The following is a 17857-nucleotide window of genomic DNA, read 5'->3' as shown; positions in this document are numbered from 1 at the left end:
GTAGGTAAATAAAAAATTTCATTACAGAAGCTAATGCGTTTATCCACTCAATTTATACGTTTTACCCGGTAAAGAAATCAGAATCCCTTGCATTTCAAGGTTTAACAAATGCATGGCGAGTTTGCTTTGAGGAATTTCCGACCGTATGGACAGTTCATCGATCCTTAAATCCGATACCTGTAAAAGGTCAACAACTTTCTGTTCTTCTTTGGAGAGCCCAATTAACAATTGAGTTTGCTCAGTCTTTTTTGTCTTTATTTCATCCCACCCCAGGTAATAAGCGAGGTCTTTTGCATGATTAATCAGCGCTGCCCTATTCGTTTTAATCAGGAAATTACATCCCTCAGAACTCACATCAGTTGTTCTGCCGGGGAAAGCATAGACATCGCGATGATAGGAATTTGCGATATCAGCTGTAATTAACGCACCTCCTTTAGCAGTGGCTTCTACAACTATTATGGCATCTGCAAGCCCTGCAATGATCCGGTTTCGCTTCGGAAAATTCTCTTTATCTGGATTGGTATGCAACGGGAATTCGGTAAGCAAACCACCGTTTAGCATCATTTTTTGGGCTATTGGCTGATGTAATGGAGGGTAAACCCGATCGAGCCCATGCGCAAGAAGCCCAATGGTAGGTATGTCCTGATACAAGCTTTCTTTATGAGCAGCTATATCAATGCCATATGCCAGGCCGCTAACTATAACAACATCATAATCAGCCAAAGTTACCGCCAGTTGTTTGCACAGTTGCCTACCGTATTCTGTCGCCTTTCTGGTGCCAACAACACTTATAATTCTATTATGGTTAAGGTTAGCAGTGCCTTTATAGTATAGTAAAACGGGTGCATCAAAGCAGTTTYTTAACCGCTTAGGATAGTTATCATCGGTATAAACCAAAACCTCAACCCTATGCTTTTTAATAAATTTTAGTTGCTCTTCAGCAATTTTTAGGGCATCATTAGTCAGGATTTGATCTGCGGTTGCAGGCCCAATCCCTGGAATTTGCAATAATTCTTTTCTACTTGCTTTAAATACAACCTCTGCATTACCAAAATGTTCCAGCAAACTTTTGGCAGTTACATGCCCCACACTCTTAATTAAGGTGAGGCCTATTTTGTGGATTAAACTCATGGGCTAAATTATATATTTATTTATCTACCAACCAACAAACTAAAATATATAACTGTAAATCAGATAATTAAAAACAAACTACAAAAATAGTTTGTAAACTATAAAAATAGTAGTAACTTTAATTAACAACAATATTTAATAAATGATGAGAGAACTTACAAAGGCGGAAGAGCAGGTAATGCTAATTTTATGGGAAATAAAAGAGGGGTTGGTAAAGGATGTTATAGACAAAATGACCCCACCAAAACCAGCATACAATACGGTGTCAACGGTAATCAGAGTATTAGAAGGCAAAGGGTTTATAGATCATAAGGCCGTTGGCAACACCCATATCTACTTTCCTATAATAACTGAAGACGAGTACAAACACTTTGCATTTGATAAAGTAATGAACAATTACTTCGAAAATTCTTATCAGAGCCTGGTATCTTTCCTTGTAAAAGAGAAAAACATGGACATGGATGAGCTCGACGAATTGATCCAACTTGCTGAAAAACTTAAAAACAAGAAATGATGAACTGGTTGTACTATCTGCTAGAGGCTAATCTATATTTAGCTGCGTTTTACGGCTTCTACCGTTTGCTTTTACATAAGGAAACTTTCTATTCCTTAAATAGGTATTATCTTATTATAACGAGTATTATAGCTTTCATTATTCCACTTTTGCAGGTAGGCTACCTCAATAATCTATTAAACAATCAAAAGGAAGTCACGATCTTATCGGTTCAATTAACGCCAGTAATCGAAAAATCTAATGCATTTACGATAAGCAATCTGTTGATTTATTGCTACCTCTTTATAGCCTTATTTTTTGCAATAAAAATGGCAATGAGCATATATAAGATCATTTTACTTTCCATTAATGCTAAAAAACAGAAATCTGGAAAAATTACGTATGTTGAACTAGGCGAATCACATGCTGCCTTCTCTTTCTTTAACCTATTGTTCTTAAATCCATCTGTGCAGGAGAAAAACACCATTCTTAAGCATGAGATGGTGCATATAAAGCAGAAACACAGTTTAGATATAATTTTCTTTGAGATCATTCAAATCGTATCATGGTTTAATCCCATCACCTATTTCATCAAAAAAGAAATTAAGCTTCTGCACGAATACATCGCCGACGACATCACAACACATAAGGACATTCAGAAACATCAATACGCGATGTTTCTGATTCAAAATTCCTTTGGTATTGCGCCTAATCAGCTTACCAATCAAATATTCAATCAATCAATATTAAAAAGGAGAATTAACATGTTAAACAAAAAAAAATCAACGGGAAGAGCGAGGCTCAAACTCCTGTTTGCATTGCCAATTGCCGGAGGGATGCTCTGCGCATCCACCATGGCGTTTACTAAAGACTATGCAGTGATAGACTTGTATCCGGAGAAATACGAGTCCGATCAATCTGTAAAACAGGAAACACCTAAGAAAAAAGCAGCTGAAATAATAGAGGTTAAGACTAAACCAGGTGCAAAATCTAAAACAACTAAAGAGAGCCAAATTACAAAAGTTAGAATTGCGCCACCACCGCCTCCCGTGGTTAAACAGGTCAAATTCCCACCACCAATAGTAAAACCTGATGAAGTCAGAGCTCCTAAAAAAGCAGGATCCGTTAAAAAGATAAAGTTCCCACCGCCAATTGTAGTGCCTGATAAACCAGTGCCTCCTCCTCCACCTCCTGTTGAGCCAGTGAAAGAGGAAGGAAAATCAATAACTATTAAAGAAAACGACGGGATTACTTCCTCTACCAAAAATGGAGAACCAGCCAAATCAATAATTTTGGCATATAAAATTCACGTTGCCGAAGGGAAACCAGCAACATCACCTACTAAAAATGAAGAACAAGCAAAATCCCTATCTACAACATATAGACTTCTTACCAAGGATAAATTAGAAACAAAAGAAGGGACTAAGACAACGCTAGAAGGCACCGTGAATGTGAAAGAAAAATCAGGTAATTAATTCCTAAATAGATTTTATTAAAAAACTTTATGACCAATAAAGTAGCCAAAATAAAGTTAATATTAGCGAGTATTTGCGCACTTCTAATATTATTTATTAATGTCGAAACGCAACAAGTAAAAATTGGAAAGCCAGTTATTGAACCTTCTAAAATCCTTGATGATGTAATGCATTGGCTATATTATGATCGAGGTTACTTAAGATTATCAGAAGATTTCATTGCATATGATCAAACTTTAAAGCCGATCACTAAAGATCGGCTTTAAGAAAAAGTAGCATCTGGTGGCTATTTAAAGAACTAAAAAAGGAAGCTGCCCTTTAAGATTTGAAGCTTACCAATTAAACCTTACTGCGGTATATAAACCACGTATTTGGTTTCAAAAAACTCTTCTTCAAAGTAAGCTGAAAGCGGATATAATTCCGCTTTTAGTTTTGATTCAGAAATCTCTTCTTTTAAATCACCACCTTTTAAATATAGTATACCATTAGGAATGGCATTTTTAGATTCTTTATTAAACTTCCCTTTTACCCATGGATAAAAATCAATAAGCCTGGTAACTGCTCTGGAAACTACAAAATCGTACTTGTCTGCAATCTGTTCAGCTCTTAAATGACTCGCTTTAACATTCTTTAAACCTAATGCCGCAGCTACTTCAGTAACCACTTTAATCTTTTTACCAATAGAATCAACCAGATGGAACTGAGTTTCTGGAAAAAGAATAGCTAGCGGTATGCCAGGGAATCCACCTCCGGTACCCACATCCAACACACGTTCTCCTGCTTTGAAAGTGCAGAATTTGGCAATTCCCAACGAATGAAGAATATGGCGTTCATATAACTCATCAATATCTTTTCTTGAAATTACATTGATCTGGGAATTCCAGAAACTGTACAATTCGTACAATTGATCAAACTGAGCTATCTGCTGATCAGTTAGCTCTTTAAAATATTTCTGTATTAGAGTAGACTTTATTTCCACTGTACTTTTTTAACAAATATAGACAGAATGCCGTTAAACACTAGAAAAATGAATAATAGAATATCCAAAACAGGAAACCAAATACTCAAATTACCATAACTTAACCGCTTTAAAAGGCGTGGGTAAACAAAACACCTTATTATAATACTCAATACAAAAACACCAAGTGATATATATAAGGTAGCTTTAAAGAACAACAAAGCGACAAAGAAAGCATAAAACAGGAATTGAATAATAATCTGCGACGAGAGGATGAACTTATGTTTTCCTTTATACATTTTACCTGCTCCAAAATGTCTTTTCTTCTGTCTCAGATAAGCACCAAAACTTGTATTTGGCTCGCTCCAAACATGAGCATCCTTATTAATAGAAATTGCGGTATTACTTCTGGTTGCATGAGCATTTACAAAAAGATCATCATCGCCCGAAGGTATATGCATGTGTGCCGCAAACCCTTTTTTCTTAAAAAATAATGATTTCTTATACGCCATATTGCGGCCAACCCCCATATAAGGCATACCTTTTAAAGCAAATGAAAGGTAATTTACTGCTGTAAAAAATGTCTCGAAACGAATTAAAGCATTCAATATCCCTCTCTTTTTTATATAAGGTGAATAACCTAAAAGGATATCCACATGCTCATTTTCGGGTTGCTGCATGCTCAGTAACCAATCTTGCGAGGCAGGCAAACAATCGGCATCTGTAAAAACAAGCCACTCATTTGTGGCTGCTTTAATACCCATGGTAACTGCAAATTTCTTACCTGCTATAAACTTTTCTCCTTCATTTACGTGAACAACTTTAAGGTGCTTATATTGTTTTTCAAAGGTTTCCAATAATTCACGTGTACCATCCCAGGATCTGTCGTTAACAACAATAACCTCATAATCAGGATAATTCTGCTCCAAAACGGAAGGCAAGTATTCTGTAAGGTTATTAACTTCATTGCGTGCGCAAATCACAACACTTAAAGGTTTTCTACCTGTTTCGGGAATAGGATCGACTTTTACCAGAGCAAGTTTTAAGTGAACAAAGAGGCTAAAATATAGCTGTATTAAGAAGCAAAAGATTAAAGCGCCGAGCAGGCAGCTCTCAATTAAGGTTAATTCCACGATGTATTTTTGTAACTGGCAAATTTCTCATTTTTAATCAGTAATGCACATTTATGTTGATAAAAATTTTAGCCCGTAAATAGCTGGTTTTTTGCTACTTTTGCCCTGATTTTTTGAAGAGGAAGATTACACACTAACTTACTCTAATCAAAAAACAATAAACATACACAGATGAAGTTTAGTTTAGAGGCAAAAGATATACATTCAAAAGCAAGAGCAGGAACAATTACAACGGATCACGGAGAGATACAAACTCCTATTTTCATGCCTGTAGGCACTGCAGGAACAGTTAAAGCAGTACATCAAAGAGAGCTTAAAAATGATATCGATGCCAAAATAATTCTTGGAAACACCTACCACTTGTATCTTAGACCAGGATTAGATGTTCTGGAACAAGCCGGCGGATTACACAAATTTATTGGCTGGGACCGTCCTATTTTAACCGACAGTGGCGGCTATCAGGTGTATTCTTTGAGCAAAGTAAGAAAAATCAAAGAAGAAGGAGTTACCTTTAATTCACATATTGACGGTTCAAAGCATCTATTTACACCTGAATATGCAATGGATATACAACGTACCATTGGGGCCGACATTATCATGGCGTTTGATGAATGTACACCGTATCCATGCGATTATAAATATGCAGCATCTTCTATTAACATGACCCATCGCTGGTTAAAGCGCTGCTGTGCAAGATTTGACTCAACAGAGCCAAAATACGGCTTTAACCAAACCCTTTTCCCTATTGTACAGGGTTCAGTCTATAAAGATCTAAGGAAAAAATCTGCTGAATTTATTGCTTCTATGGACCGTGAGGGCAATGCAATAGGTGGTTTATCTGTTGGTGAGCCTGCCGAAGAGATGTACGGGATGACTGAAATAGTATGTGATATTTTACCATACGAAAAGCCTCGTTATTTAATGGGCGTAGGTACTCCTATCAATATTTTAGAGAATATTGCGTTAGGTGTAGATATGTTTGATTGTGTAATGCCTACAAGAAATGCCAGAAATGGTATGCTTTTCACTAAAAATGGTATCATTAATATCGGCAACAAGAAGTGGGCAAATGATTTCTCACCAATTGAAGCCGACAGTAACTTGCATGCAGACCAGATATATTCTAAGGCCTATTTAAGGCACCTAATGCACTCAAAAGAGATCCTGGGTGCACAGATAGCTACCTTGCACAACCTACATTTCTATCTTTGGCTGGTTAAACAGGCCCGCGAAAAAATCATTGCAGGTGAGTTTTATGCATGGAAAAACAAAATGGTAACTATCTTAGGGAATAAATTATAAATGAGTTTCTTAAAAGACAGGGTTAAAATCATCGACTGGTACATTATCAGTAAGTATCTGGGCACGTTTCTATACACCCTGACCTTATTTGTAGTGATTATCGTTATTTTTGACTTGTCGGAAAAGCTAGATGATTTTCTAAGCGCAAACCTTACCTTTTGGCAGGTTGTAACCCTGTATTATGCTGGTTCAATCCCTTTCTACGTTAACATGCTCTCGCCATTGATCAATTTTATTGCGGTAATCTTCTTTACGGCAAAGATGGCTGATCAAACCGAAATTGTGCCTATCCTAAGTGGCGGAGTAAGCTTTAATCGCTTCCTTTTACCCTATTTTATATCAGCATTCGTCATATTTTCACTAAATCTGGCTTCCAATCTGTTCATTCTGCCTTATACGAATCAGCTTAAAAACAGCTTTGAGAACACCTACGTAAAGAAGAATGCATCGCCAAGCAAGAACAATATCCACATGAAATTAGATGCAAATACATACATCTACATGGATAGTTTCGACAATAAAACAAAGAAAGGAAGCAGGTTCTCATTAGATAATTTCAAAGGCGATGTATTGACAAAAAAGCTTGTTGCAGAAGAAATATCGTACGATTCTTTAAAGAGATCATGGCGACTAACCAACTATTCTGTAAGGTATATTAATGGCCTTAAAGAGACTTTTGTAAGGGAATTGGTAAAACCTAAAGATACTGTACTGGACATGCGACCAGATGATTTCTCAGCCTACGACAATATATTTGAGAACCTGAGTAACAAAGAGTTATCAGACAAAATCAGAAAAGAAAAGATAAGAGGCACAGGTATTTGGAATGATTTGCTATTTGAGCAATATAAGCGCTACCTACACCCTCTTTCTGCGTTCGTTTTAACCCTCATAGGTGTTGCACTATCCTCCAGAAAGGTTCGTGGAGGTGTTGGTTTACCCCTTGGAATAGGTATATTATTAAGCTTTGGCTATATTGTAATGAACCAATTTGCTAAAATGTTCTCCCTAAAAGGAGGCACTTCACCACTATTTGCAGTGCTGGCACCAACAATATTCTTTGGTCTGCTGGGCTATTATCTACTGAGAAAAGCACCTAAATAATGACCCCGGTTACATCAGAAACGTCTGTAACCAGAAACTTATTAATCCTACATTTTACGGTGTTTATATGGGGCTTTACAGGCATCCTGGGGGCATTAATCTCAATAGATGCGGTACAAATGGTATGGTACAGGGTAATGATAGCCAGCATCACGCTGTTCATCTACTTCATGGCTACAAAAACCCGCATCAGGGTAACCAAAAAACAGTTTCTGCAGTTCTTTTTTACTGGAAGTATAGTGGCCATACATTGGATATTATTCTTCCATGCCATTAAGGTTTCAACGGTATCTGTAACCCTCGTGTGCCTCTCTTCTTTTACTCTTTTTACAGCTATTTTAGAGCCTCTAATAAAGAAACAACGCATCCTTATACCTGATGTCATCGTCGGTTTAATCATCATTGCAGGCATATATCTGATCTTTAAATTCGAATCAAAGTATACTTTAGGCATCATTTTCGGCCTTACTTCGGCCCTTGCATCGAGCTTATTTGCCACCATAAATTCTACTTTAGTCCAAAAAAGCGACCATAAGATCATTGGATTTTATGAGATTTCAGGTGCCTTTTTCTGGATCACAGTGTATCGTTTTGCCGATCAAAGCTTGCTTACCGAGGCATTCAATTTAAGTGTTACCGACTGGATTTACCTTACCATTTTGGGTACCATTTGCACCGCACTTGCCTACGTTGCCGGTGTGTCTGTGATGCGCACTTTGTCGGCTTTTAGGGTAGCGCTCATCACCAATCTCGAACCTGTTTACGGCATCCTTCTAGCCTTCATTTTCTTTGGAACAAAAGAGGCAATGTCCACCGGATTTTACTTCGGAGCCGCACTCATTTTAGGCTCAGTTTTCCTTTATCCCATCTACAAAAAAAGAAAGAATTTACAGTAGTAAATCATCTGTTGAAACAGGAGATAGGGAGGTCGTTTTACCCCTCAGACTTAAGCCAGTTTTCACTCAAAATACGACACATCCGACAAGCATTTTACCCGCTCATATTTTTCATTTCTGTATACAAAGCCAAATTTTAACAAAGAAATTTTGTTGGATTTTAAGCTTAATTAGTGTACCTTAACAGCAGATTCCGACAACCTGAAATTAATTAGCTCCAGAAACACCAAAACCTCCATTTCTACGCTAAAAATTCACAAAAATCAGAATTATCAGTTCTTTACTTTATTAGTATATTTATTTGAAAATCAGAAAATTAAATACATATACATAAATTAAAAAATCATCAAAATTAACCAACAAAAATTTACAAATACTAATTATTTTAGTAAATCAGAAAAATGACATCAAATAAAGAGCTCAAACAACTGATAATCAAATTTATAATAACATTAACATTAAGTATAATTTCACATACTGCTTTTGCCCAGCTTTTTAGCGGAGAACAAAACCCACTTAGTGTAAAATGGCGACAAATAAATGCATCTGGCTTCAGGATCATCTTTCCGGACGAGCTCGAAAAAGAAGCCCAAAGAATGGCCAATACCCTGGGCTATATTTACCCCCATGTTGGCGGTAGTCTTAGGAGGCAAAAAACCACCCTCCCACTGGTCCTTCAAAACCGTGGAGTGATCGCAAATGGCTTCGTTCAACTCGCTCCAAAAAAGTCAGAATTTTACACCACCCCTCCTCAGCAATTCGATAGTCAGGATTGGCTAAATAACCTTGCTGTTCATGAGCTCAGACACGTGGCTCAATACGACAAATTAACCGGCGGAAAAGCCTACCCTTTTCCCGAGTATGTTTACTTCGCCTGGTTCGGAGTTAGCATACCACTTTGGTTTTTTGAAGGCGATGCCGTAACCATCGAAACCGCTCTCACAAATGCCGGTCGCGGAAGACAGCCTTCGTGGATCATGCCTTACCGAACCAGCTTGCTCGAAGGCAAAAAATTCTCATACAGCAAAGTCAGCTTCGGATCTGAAAAAGACATCACCCCCGGCTACTACCAACTCGGCTACCTGATGGCATCGAACATTAGAAAAGAATTTGGAAAAAATATTTTCGACAGCCTGCTTACCGACATCCGCAAAAGACCAGTAAGACCGTACCCCTTTTCGAACAGCCTGAAAAAGTTCACCAAGAGCGGAACTAAAAAATGGTTTAACCAAACCACCGAAACGTTAAAAAAAGAATGGACCGCGCAATCTGAAAAAACCAAAACGGAAAACTACCCGATACTAAACCAGGATTCAAAATTTGCAACCAACTACTTCCTCCCTGTAAAAATTAAGGATGGCAGAATTCTGACCCTGAAACAAAGCAAGGCAGAGACAGCACATTTCACAATAATCGACAGCGCAAAAAAAGAAACAAAACTGCTAAGCATCGGCTACCAGGAGCAACCATGGTTTAGTTACGCGAACAACATTGTGGTTTGGGATGAGATCCGTTATGACCCAAGATATCGCCAGCGCAGCTACAGCGTAATTTGCAGCTACAACCTAAAGACAGGTCGGCAAAAAAAATTAACCACCAGAAGCCGCATCTTCTCGCCAACACTCTCTGCCGACGGAAAAAAAATAATCGCAGTAAAATTTGACCTGAGCAACAAATGCAACCTGGTAGAACTTGACGCAGAAACCGGTGCGATCCTAAACACTATTCCTAATCCCGAAAACCTGATACTGCAAACTCCGGCCTACAACGCCAATGGAAACCTGATCACCTACATTAGCGTTAGCGAAAAAGGAAAAGCCTTGTGGGTAACAGACAAGGGAGAAAAAACAGAACAGTTGATAAAGGAAACGCAACAGCAGATAAGCAGACCGATATACATTAACCGAGGAATAGCTTTTAACGCGCATTACGATGGAATCGACAACATTTACAGCATAGATACCATTTCAAAAAAGATAAGCGCTCTGAGCGCCTCTAAATACGGCGCTTTTAATCCAACGCAAGCCGATAGCACTGCTTCCGTTATTTTCAACAACTACACACTAAGCGGCTATGGAATTTCAGAAATGCCGCTACAACCAAAACAACCGGGCGATAACAATTTCGTTTATTTTGGCAGCGCCGTCCAAAAACAAGAGAATACAACGAATGTTTTCGACAATATTCCAGATAGCAGTTACTCCTCAAAACCATACCGTGCACTAACAAACCTGTTCAATGTACACAGCATAATTCCGGTTATCGAAAACGAGTACCGCGGCGGACTACAACTAAATTCCGACAACCTGCTTAACACTTTCGGTTTTTTTGCAGGAGTGGATTATTACCGTGACCTGAAAAAATTCGAGTACAATGCAGGCTTCACTTTAAAAAGTTTTTATCCGATCATAAGAGCCACCTACAGGAACCGGCCGCGAAGAACTTTCTATAACACAAAATCAGGCGTTCTGCAGGGCGATTGGAGAGAAAACAATATCCAACTTCAGGCATCCGTTCCAATAAGCTTGAACGCGCTAAATGAGACTTACAATTTCTCTTTTAATGCACTAACCAGTTACACCCAAAGATACCAGCCCGAAAACCTGCCCAAAAATTTCATCAGCAAATTAATTTTCCCGATGGAATACAACTTCACCTTTAACCATAGCACGGCACAGGCCGCAAGAGACATTGCACCAAAATGGGCACAGATATTAAGGATTTCTTACATGCACCAACCATTTGATGATAATCTTGCCGGCCGATTGTTCGCTGTTGAAGGATTCCTGTATTTCCCTGGTCTGCTAAAAAACCACTCTTTCCTGGCCAATTTCAATTATCAGAATACATCAGGCATAAGATTGTACGACCAGGAAATAAACACTGTTTATGGCTATAGTAACATCAGGGCAAAAAGCGTTCTCAGAAACACCCTGCTTTTCAACTACCGCTTCCCTATCGTTTTCCCCGATGAAGAAATCGGTCCGCTGGCCTATATCAGAAATCTGAGAGCAGGCATGTTCTGCCATTATGAAAACATCGGTACAGAAACAAATTTAGCAGAACCTAAAACTTTTGGTTTCGAATTACGTAGTAGTATGAACCTGCTGCGTTATCAGCCGATTGTGGATGTGGGCGCCAGGTGTGTTTTTGTAAACAAAGTGTATAACCAAAATCCTATATTAGAATTAATTTTAAACTATAGCTTTTAAGTCATGAAGACCAAAACCATTTTCATCATCGCATTTACAGCAATCATTACTATTTTTTTAATGATAAATACAGACGCCGTAGAGTTTAACTTCATTTTTGTAAAGAAAGAAATTTCTAAACTGCTGGTAGTGGGTGTATGTACTTTTGTTGGATTTATACTGGGCTATTGGGCCGGCAGACCCAGAACTACTTTAAGCACCTATGACAGGGTTGATACGCCGATAAAACCCGAAGATCGTAAGAAAGCGTTGAGCGATGAGGATCGCGATTATATCAGTTAAGAGATATGGCCGTCATCTCGACTTTAGGAGAGATCTCTTGGTTATGCTAACGCAATATAGATCTCTCCTAAAGTCGAGATGACGGCAGCCTTAACTACTCCGTTACTGATGAATTTCGTATGTAAAATTCAGCGTAGCTGAACGCTCCAAAATATTAGATACTGAGCAATATTTTTCGAAAGTTAAAGCAAGTGCTCTTTCTACTTTTTGAACATTTAATGCGCCATAAAGATCGAAATGTATGTTTATCACATCAAATATTGGCGGCATCTCTTCATCCTTACGAGTGGCCTTAATATTGATTTTAACATCATTTAATGGCTCTTTTTGCTTGGTTAGCACATTCACCACATCAATTCCACTGCAACCTCCAAGGCCCACCAACAGCATTTCCATTGGTCTGAAACCTTTACCTTCTCCACCAATTTCAGGCTTAGCATCCAGTTCTACAGTTTGACCGCTTGGGTTCTGAGCTTCAAAATTAAATTTATTGTTTTTACGTATCAGGTTAATTTCCATTTGTAAATATCTTTATGCTTGTAATATGTTCTTTGGTACTAAATGTTATAAAACACTTTATTATCCTTTTCCAGTTCGGGTAATTTCACCTGGTCTTCAAATATTGCAAAAACTGATGAACCACTCCCACTCATGGCTGCAAATATTGCTCCCTCATGATAAAGCGCTTGTTTTACCGTTGCTATTTCCGGATATTTCAAAAACACAGTGTCTTCAAAATCATTCTTCAGGTTCGATTTCCAATCTTTTAACGGCAATTGAATTAAGTCCTTTAGTGATTTGGAGGATCTATGAGGCACAATTCCACTATAAGCATCGGCAGTAGACACATGCACCGGGGGTTTAACCAATATAATCTTGTAGCCAGAAAGATCAACATCGACCTCGCTAAACTCATCGCCCTTTCCCTCTGCAAAAACCGGTCTATTGTTAATGAAAAATGCACAATCGGCACCCAACTGCCTTGCATAATCTTCCATCTGATGGGTATTTAAGCCCAATTGAAATTTATCGTTCAATAACTTGATCAGAAATGCAGCATCAGATGAGCCACCACCTAAACCAGCCCCAACAGGAATATTTTTAAGCAGCGTAATTTGTTGCGCTGGCAAATCGAAATCATTTTTAAGTAAATCAAATGCTTTTAGGCAGATGTTATCAGTAGTACTTCCGGGAATATCAATACCTTTTATCTGACAAGTTGTTTCTCCGGCATCTGTAATTTCTATAACATCATTTATTTTTACCGGATAAAATACAGTTTCAAGATTATGGTATCCATCAGGTCTTTTCTCAGTTACATACAGACCAAGGTTTATCTTGGCATTAGCAAATGCAAGCATCAATTTTTGCGTTTATTGTTAAGCCTGCAAACTTACAAAAATCAAAAACATAGTATAGAAGTATAGCTTTAAAGATTCCATATAATATGTACTTTTGTAATAAATAGCCTTTTTAAATTAATCAGATGAAACAGTATTTAGATTTGATGCAGCACGTGCTTGATCATGGCACACAAAAACATGACCGCACCGGAACCGGCACCATCAGTGTATTTGGATATCAGATGCGATTTAACTTGCAGGAAGGCTTCCCTATGGTTACCACAAAAAAACTGCATTTAAAATCAATCATCCATGAATTGATCTGGTTTTTAACCGGCGATACCAATATTAAGTATTTAAAAGATAATGGTGTAAGGATATGGGATGAATGGGCTGATGCCGACGGCAATTTGGGCCCTGTATACGGATCGCAATGGCGCTCGTGGCCTAAACCCGATGGCGGACATATCGATCAGATAGCGCAGATCATCAATACCATTAAAAACAACCCGGATTCCAGACGTATCATTGTATCGGCATGGAACGTTGCCGAGGTAGAACATATGGCGCTTCCTCCCTGCCATGCATTTTTTCAGTTCTATGTTGCAGATGGAAAATTAAGCTGCCAGCTGTATCAGCGCAGTGCCGATATATTTTTAGGAGTTCCTTTTAATATTGCTTCTTATGCCCTGCTAACCATGATGGTTGCCCAGGTATGCGGTTTGAAGTATGGCGACTTTATTCATACCCTTGGCGATGCTCATTTATACAACAATCATATTGAGCAGGCAAAATTGCAATTGAGCAGAGATCCTAAAAAACTGCCTGTAATGGAAATAAACCGTGACGTTAAAAACATCTTTGATTTTAAATTTGAAGACTTTACGTTGAAAGATTACGAAGCTCATCCGCATATTAAAGGAGTAGTTGCAGTATGATCGTATCAATTGTAGTAGCTATAGACCAAAATAATGCCATCGGTAAAAACAATAAGTTATTGTGGCATTTGCCAGCAGATCTAAAGCATTTTAAACAAATAACCAGCGGACATACCATTATTATGGGCCGAAAAACCTATGATTCTATTGGCAGACCACTACCCAACAGACGTAACATCGTGATTACAAGAAATACTGACCTGGCCATTGAAGGCGTTGAGGTTGTAACAACTCTTGATGATGCTTTAGCCCTTTGTACCAAGGACGAAGAAGTGTTTATTGTTGGCGGTGCGCAGATATATGAACATGCGCTTGGCAAAACGGATCGTATCTATCTTACCACCGTACACCAGACTTATGATGCCGATACCTTCTTTCCGAAAATCGATAAGCAGACCTGGAAAGTAATAAATTCTGAAGATCATGAGCCTGATGAAAAAAATGTGGTAGCTTACACATTTTCKACACTTGAGCGGTATTAAACAATCTTAAAAGCAAATAGTTGGAGGCCTATAATAAAAACTTTCATAACGTGGCCTATTAATTAAAAAAATAATTAGATTTGCCGACTTGTTAAAAAAATATATAGCATATAGACTAATAATTACAAACAAATGCAGGGTAAAGGTTTTATAAAATTTATGGCGATACTTTTAGGTATCGTCTGTGTGTATTCTCTCTCATTCAACTTTGTTACTTCYAAAGTTGAAAAAGACGCAAAAGCTTATGCTAAAGGAGACCTGGATAAGGAAAAAGCTTATTTAGATTCGATGGCAACAGTACCGGTATATCCTCTTTTTGGATTTAATTACCAGTTCTGTAAAGAAAAAGAAATCAACCTTGGTTTAGACTTAAAAGGTGGTATGAACGTAACGATGGAAATATCGTTATCAGAACTGGTTAAATCTTTAGCCGGAAATACTGATGATGCTAATTTCAACAAAGCGTTGGTTACTGCTCAAACTCAATTGAACGCTGGCGGAAAAGATTTCATTAACTTATTTGTTAACGAATTTGAAAAACTTTCTCCTAACGTAAAATTAGCTGACTTCTTTTCTAATCAAGACAACTCTAAACTTCTTAAACCTGATGCCAGCAATTCGGAAGTAAAAAACTTCTTATCTAAAGAAGCTACTAGTGCTATTGACCGTTCATTCGTGATCATCAGAAGTCGTATCGATGGTTTCGGAGTAGTAAGTCCAAACATGCAGAAACAAGAAGGTACTAACCGTATCCTAATTGAGATGCCAGGTGTTCAGGACAAAGAAAGGGTTCACAAATTATTACAAGGTTCTGCAGAATTACAATTCTGGCAAGTATATAACAACGAAGAGGTGTATCCGGTTATGGAGAACATCAACAAAACACTTGCATCGACTTTAAAAGTTGCAGATACAAGTGCTGCTGCAAAAACTTCAACAGATACTACTGCTGCTAAATCGGAAAGTAAATTAGCCGGCTTAGCAAAAAATAAAGACACTAAAGATTCGGCCGGAGTTAAAAACTCTGAACTGGCAAAATCTAATCCTTTGTTTTCTGTATTAAACGTACCTACTTACCAAGGTCAGAACGGACAGCCTTCATTACGTCCGGGACCAGTTGTTGGTTGGGTTGCTCAAAAAGATACTGCTAAAGTAAACGCTTACTTTAAAAGACCTGAAATTGCTTCTATCATTCCTCAGAGTTACAAATTCATGTGGAGTGTTAAACCGATGGACATTGCTCAATCTGGTGGTGCTAAGATTTTCGAATTGTACGCAATCAAATCTTTGTCTTCTGATGGCAAGCCTGATTTAGGTGGTGAAGCTATTAGTGATGCCCGTCATGATTACGATCAAAAAGGTCGTCCTGAAGTAACCATGTATATGACTGGTGAGGGTGCTGCAAAATGGAAAAAAATTACTGCTGAAGCTTCTGCTGATCCAAACAATAAAAAATCTATTGCTATCGTATTGGATAATACAGTTTACTCTGCTCCTACGGTACAAAATGAGATCCCTAACGGTATTTCTTCTATCACTGGTAGTTTCACTGTAAACGATACTCAGGATTTAGCAAACATCTTAAAAGCGGGTAAACTTCCTGCTCCTGCAAGAATTGTTGGTGAATTCGTTGTTGGTCCTTCACTTGGTGAGGTTGCCATCCACAATGGTTTATTGTCATTCGTACTTGCGTTTGTTGTAATCCTTGTGTTTATGGCTTTATATTACAATAAAGCCGGATGGGTTGCTAACCTTGCATTGGTGATCAACTTGTTCTTTATCATGGGTATTTTGGTATCACTAGGTGCGGTATTAACATTGCCTGGTATTGCAGGTATCGTGTTGGTAATCGGTCTATCGGTAGATGCGAACATCCTTATATTTGAGCGTGTAAGGGAAGAGCTTACTTTGGGCAAACCAACTCCGGTAGCTATCAAAGAAGGTTTCAAACACGCAATGTCATCTATCATTGACTCGAACGTTACTGTATTTGTATTAGGCGCTATCCTTTACATCTTTGGTAGTGGTCCGGTTCAAGGTTTTGCTACTACGTTATGTATCGGTATCTTATCATCACTATTCTGTGCAGTATTGATCTCACGTTTAGTTTTTGAATACCTTTTAGATAAAAAATCTAACATTACTTTTGGCAACAAACACACTATTCACGCATTTAAAAATATTGCTTTCAACTTTGTTGGCCATAGAAAACTTTACTATACTATTTCTTCGGCAATCATTGTTTTAGGTTTTATTTTCTACTTCAAAAATGGTGGTTTAAATCTGGGTATCGACTTTAAAGGTGGTAGAACTTATATCGTTCACTTCGATAAGGGAATGCAAACTGAAGATGTTAAAGCTAGTTTGAATGCATCTTTCCCTGAGTCAGAAACTATCKTTAAAACTGCAGGTGCTGATAATGAATTAAAAATTACAACTACTTACCACATTACTGATCAGGATCAGGGTGCTGATAAATTAGTTGAAAAAGCATTACACGAAGGTTTAGCAAAAACCGGTGTTAAATATACTATTGAAAGTAATGAAAAGGTAGGTCCTATTATTGCGAGCGATATTGTTTACGGAGCGTATGGAGCAATTCTATTCTCTTGTTTAGTGATGTTCTTCTATATCGTAGTAAGGTTTAAGAAACTAAACTATGGTTTAGGTGCTGTTATCGCATTGTTCCATGATGTGCTTCTTGTACTTTCGTTCTACACAATTTTAGATGGTGTATTACCATTCTCTCTAGAGATTGGTCAGGATTTCATTGCAGCGATCTTAACAGTAATGGGTTACACCATGACTGAGACAGTTGTTGTGTTTGACCGTATCCGTGAGAAGCTTGCAGAAAGCGGGAAAGAAGATCTTCATGGCGAGGAACGTAATAAATTAATCAACTTTGCATTGAACAGTACTTTGAGTCGTACTATTTTGACTTCACTAACTGTATTCTTCGTATTACTTGTAATCTTCATCTTTGGTGGAGCTAGTATCCGCGGATTTATCTTTGCCTTATTGATTGGTCGTATCATTGGTACATATTCATCATTATGTATCTCTACTCCTATCGTTATCGATCTTGGTAAAAACAAATAAGTAATTACT

16 protein-coding genes are annotated in these 17857 nt (G+C 37.9%); 11 read left to right on the top strand and 5 right to left on the bottom strand.

Features of this window, described 5'->3' with window-relative positions:
• Positions 1-39 precede the first annotated feature (39 nt).
• Positions 40-1131, bottom strand: a complete 1092-nt coding sequence (gene dprA / locus AC1DDK_RS11485) for a DNA-processing protein DprA (RefSeq protein WP_477633910.1) — start codon at positions 1129-1131, stop codon at positions 40-42.
• 142 nt (positions 1132-1273) lie between these two features.
• Here dprA and AC1DDK_RS11480 point away from each other — a divergent pair, with 142 nt between their 5' ends.
• Genes AC1DDK_RS11480 through AC1DDK_RS11470 form a run of 3 tightly spaced genes read left to right on the top strand, consistent with a single transcriptional unit; the run spans position 1274 to position 3365 of the window.
• Complete coding sequence (locus AC1DDK_RS11480; protein WP_172659620.1) at positions 1274-1645, top strand: BlaI/MecI/CopY family transcriptional regulator; 372 nt, start codon at positions 1274-1276, stop codon at positions 1643-1645.
• Positions 1642-3099, top strand: a complete 1458-nt coding sequence (locus tag AC1DDK_RS11475; protein ID WP_337716488.1) for a M56 family metallopeptidase — start codon at positions 1642-1644, stop codon at positions 3097-3099. The genes AC1DDK_RS11480 and AC1DDK_RS11475 overlap by 4 nt, the downstream gene beginning before the upstream one ends.
• A 29-nt stretch (positions 3100-3128) precedes the next feature.
• Positions 3129-3365: a hypothetical protein gene (locus AC1DDK_RS11470; RefSeq protein WP_288883971.1), complete on the top strand. Its 237-nt coding sequence runs from the start codon at positions 3129-3131 to the stop codon at positions 3363-3365.
• 80 nt (positions 3366-3445) lie between these two features.
• On the opposite strand, the gene rsmG is transcribed toward AC1DDK_RS11470, so the two are convergent.
• Entirely contained in the window at positions 3446-4078 is a 633-nt protein-coding gene (gene rsmG / locus AC1DDK_RS11465) for a 16S rRNA (guanine(527)-N(7))-methyltransferase RsmG (RefSeq protein ID WP_172659617.1), read from the bottom strand.
• Complete coding sequence (locus tag AC1DDK_RS11460) at positions 4069-5190, bottom strand: glycosyltransferase (protein WP_172659616.1); 1122 nt, start codon at positions 5188-5190, stop codon at positions 4069-4071. The genes rsmG and AC1DDK_RS11460 overlap by 10 nt, the downstream gene beginning before the upstream one ends.
• 171 nt (positions 5191-5361) lie before the next feature.
• Here AC1DDK_RS11460 and tgt point away from each other — a divergent pair, with 171 nt between their 5' ends.
• The 5 genes from tgt (at position 5362) to AC1DDK_RS11435 (ending at position 11986) form a co-directional block, all read left to right on the top strand.
• Positions 5362-6492 (top strand): tRNA guanosine(34) transglycosylase Tgt, encoded by a 1131-nt coding sequence (tgt, locus tag AC1DDK_RS11455; protein WP_337716487.1) that lies wholly within the window; start codon positions 5362-5364, stop codon positions 6490-6492.
• On the top strand, positions 6493-7596 hold the full coding sequence (locus AC1DDK_RS11450; protein WP_172659614.1) for an LptF/LptG family permease: 1104 nt from the start codon (positions 6493-6495) through the stop codon (positions 7594-7596).
• Positions 7596-8492, top strand: a complete 897-nt coding sequence (locus AC1DDK_RS11445; RefSeq protein WP_288883970.1) for a DMT family transporter — start codon at positions 7596-7598, stop codon at positions 8490-8492. Before AC1DDK_RS11450 ends, AC1DDK_RS11445 begins: the two co-directional genes overlap by 1 nt.
• A gap of 401 nt (positions 8493-8893) precedes the next feature.
• Entirely contained in the window at positions 8894-11704 is a 2811-nt protein-coding gene (locus AC1DDK_RS11440) for a TolB-like translocation protein (RefSeq protein ID WP_337716485.1), read from the top strand.
• A gap of 3 nt (positions 11705-11707) precedes the next feature.
• Positions 11708-11986, top strand: a complete 279-nt coding sequence (locus AC1DDK_RS11435; RefSeq protein ID WP_048906914.1) for a LapA family protein — start codon at positions 11708-11710, stop codon at positions 11984-11986.
• 102 nt (positions 11987-12088) lie between these two features.
• Here the strand turns inward: AC1DDK_RS11435 and AC1DDK_RS11430 are convergent, their stop codons facing one another.
• Together AC1DDK_RS11430 and ispE are read right to left on the bottom strand one after the other, a co-directional pair.
• Complete coding sequence (locus tag AC1DDK_RS11430; RefSeq protein ID WP_172659611.1) at positions 12089-12505, bottom strand: OsmC family protein; 417 nt, start codon at positions 12503-12505, stop codon at positions 12089-12091.
• 38 nt (positions 12506-12543) lie between these two features.
• Positions 12544-13347 (bottom strand): 4-(cytidine 5'-diphospho)-2-C-methyl-D-erythritol kinase, encoded by an 804-nt coding sequence (ispE, locus tag AC1DDK_RS11425; RefSeq protein ID WP_337716484.1) that lies wholly within the window; start codon positions 13345-13347, stop codon positions 12544-12546.
• Positions 13348-13472: 125 nt separating this feature from the next.
• On the opposite strand from ispE, the gene AC1DDK_RS11420 reads away from it, so the two are divergent.
• The 3 genes from AC1DDK_RS11420 (at position 13473) to secDF (ending at position 17848) form a co-directional block, all read left to right on the top strand.
• On the top strand, positions 13473-14267 hold the full coding sequence (locus tag AC1DDK_RS11420) for a thymidylate synthase (RefSeq protein ID WP_172659609.1): 795 nt from the start codon (positions 13473-13475) through the stop codon (positions 14265-14267).
• Positions 14264-14749 carry a dihydrofolate reductase gene (locus AC1DDK_RS11415; protein WP_337716482.1) on the top strand — a complete coding sequence of 162 codons (486 nt, stop codon included), beginning with the start codon at positions 14264-14266 and terminating at the stop codon, positions 14747-14749. The genes AC1DDK_RS11420 and AC1DDK_RS11415 overlap by 4 nt, the downstream gene beginning before the upstream one ends.
• A 132-nt stretch (positions 14750-14881) precedes the next feature.
• Positions 14882-17848 carry a protein translocase subunit SecDF gene (secDF, locus tag AC1DDK_RS11410; RefSeq protein ID WP_477633909.1) on the top strand — a complete coding sequence of 989 codons (2967 nt, stop codon included), beginning with the start codon at positions 14882-14884 and terminating at the stop codon, positions 17846-17848.
• The last annotated feature ends 9 nt before the right edge of the window (positions 17849-17857 follow it).

It is taken from the genome of Pedobacter sp. 05T44, from assembly GCF_056395985.1.
Note: the sequence above shows the minus strand (reverse complement) of the source record. Positions and strands in the feature narration are given on the sequence as shown.

Coding starts and splice junctions, on each gene's coding strand:
- AC1DDK_RS11480 (WP_172659620.1), top strand. CDS start 1,274: ATGATGAGAGAACTTACAAAGGCGGAAGAGCAGGTAATGCTAATTTTA.
- AC1DDK_RS11475 (WP_337716488.1), top strand. CDS start 1,642: ATGATGAACTGGTTGTACTATCTGCTAGAGGCTAATCTATATTTAGCT.
- AC1DDK_RS11470 (WP_288883971.1), top strand. CDS start 3,129: ATGACCAATAAAGTAGCCAAAATAAAGTTAATATTAGCGAGTATTTGC.
- tgt (WP_337716487.1), top strand. CDS start 5,362: ATGAAGTTTAGTTTAGAGGCAAAAGATATACATTCAAAAGCAAGAGCA.
- AC1DDK_RS11450 (WP_172659614.1), top strand. CDS start 6,493: ATGAGTTTCTTAAAAGACAGGGTTAAAATCATCGACTGGTACATTATC.
- AC1DDK_RS11445 (WP_288883970.1), top strand. CDS start 7,596: ATGACCCCGGTTACATCAGAAACGTCTGTAACCAGAAACTTATTAATC.
- AC1DDK_RS11440 (WP_337716485.1), top strand. CDS start 8,894: ATGACATCAAATAAAGAGCTCAAACAACTGATAATCAAATTTATAATA.
- AC1DDK_RS11435 (WP_048906914.1), top strand. CDS start 11,708: ATGAAGACCAAAACCATTTTCATCATCGCATTTACAGCAATCATTACT.
- AC1DDK_RS11430 (WP_172659611.1), bottom strand. CDS start 12,505: ATGGAAATTAACCTGATACGTAAAAACAATAAATTTAATTTTGAAGCT.
- ispE (WP_337716484.1), bottom strand. CDS start 13,347: ATGCTTGCATTTGCTAATGCCAAGATAAACCTTGGTCTGTATGTAACT.
- AC1DDK_RS11420 (WP_172659609.1), top strand. CDS start 13,473: ATGAAACAGTATTTAGATTTGATGCAGCACGTGCTTGATCATGGCACA.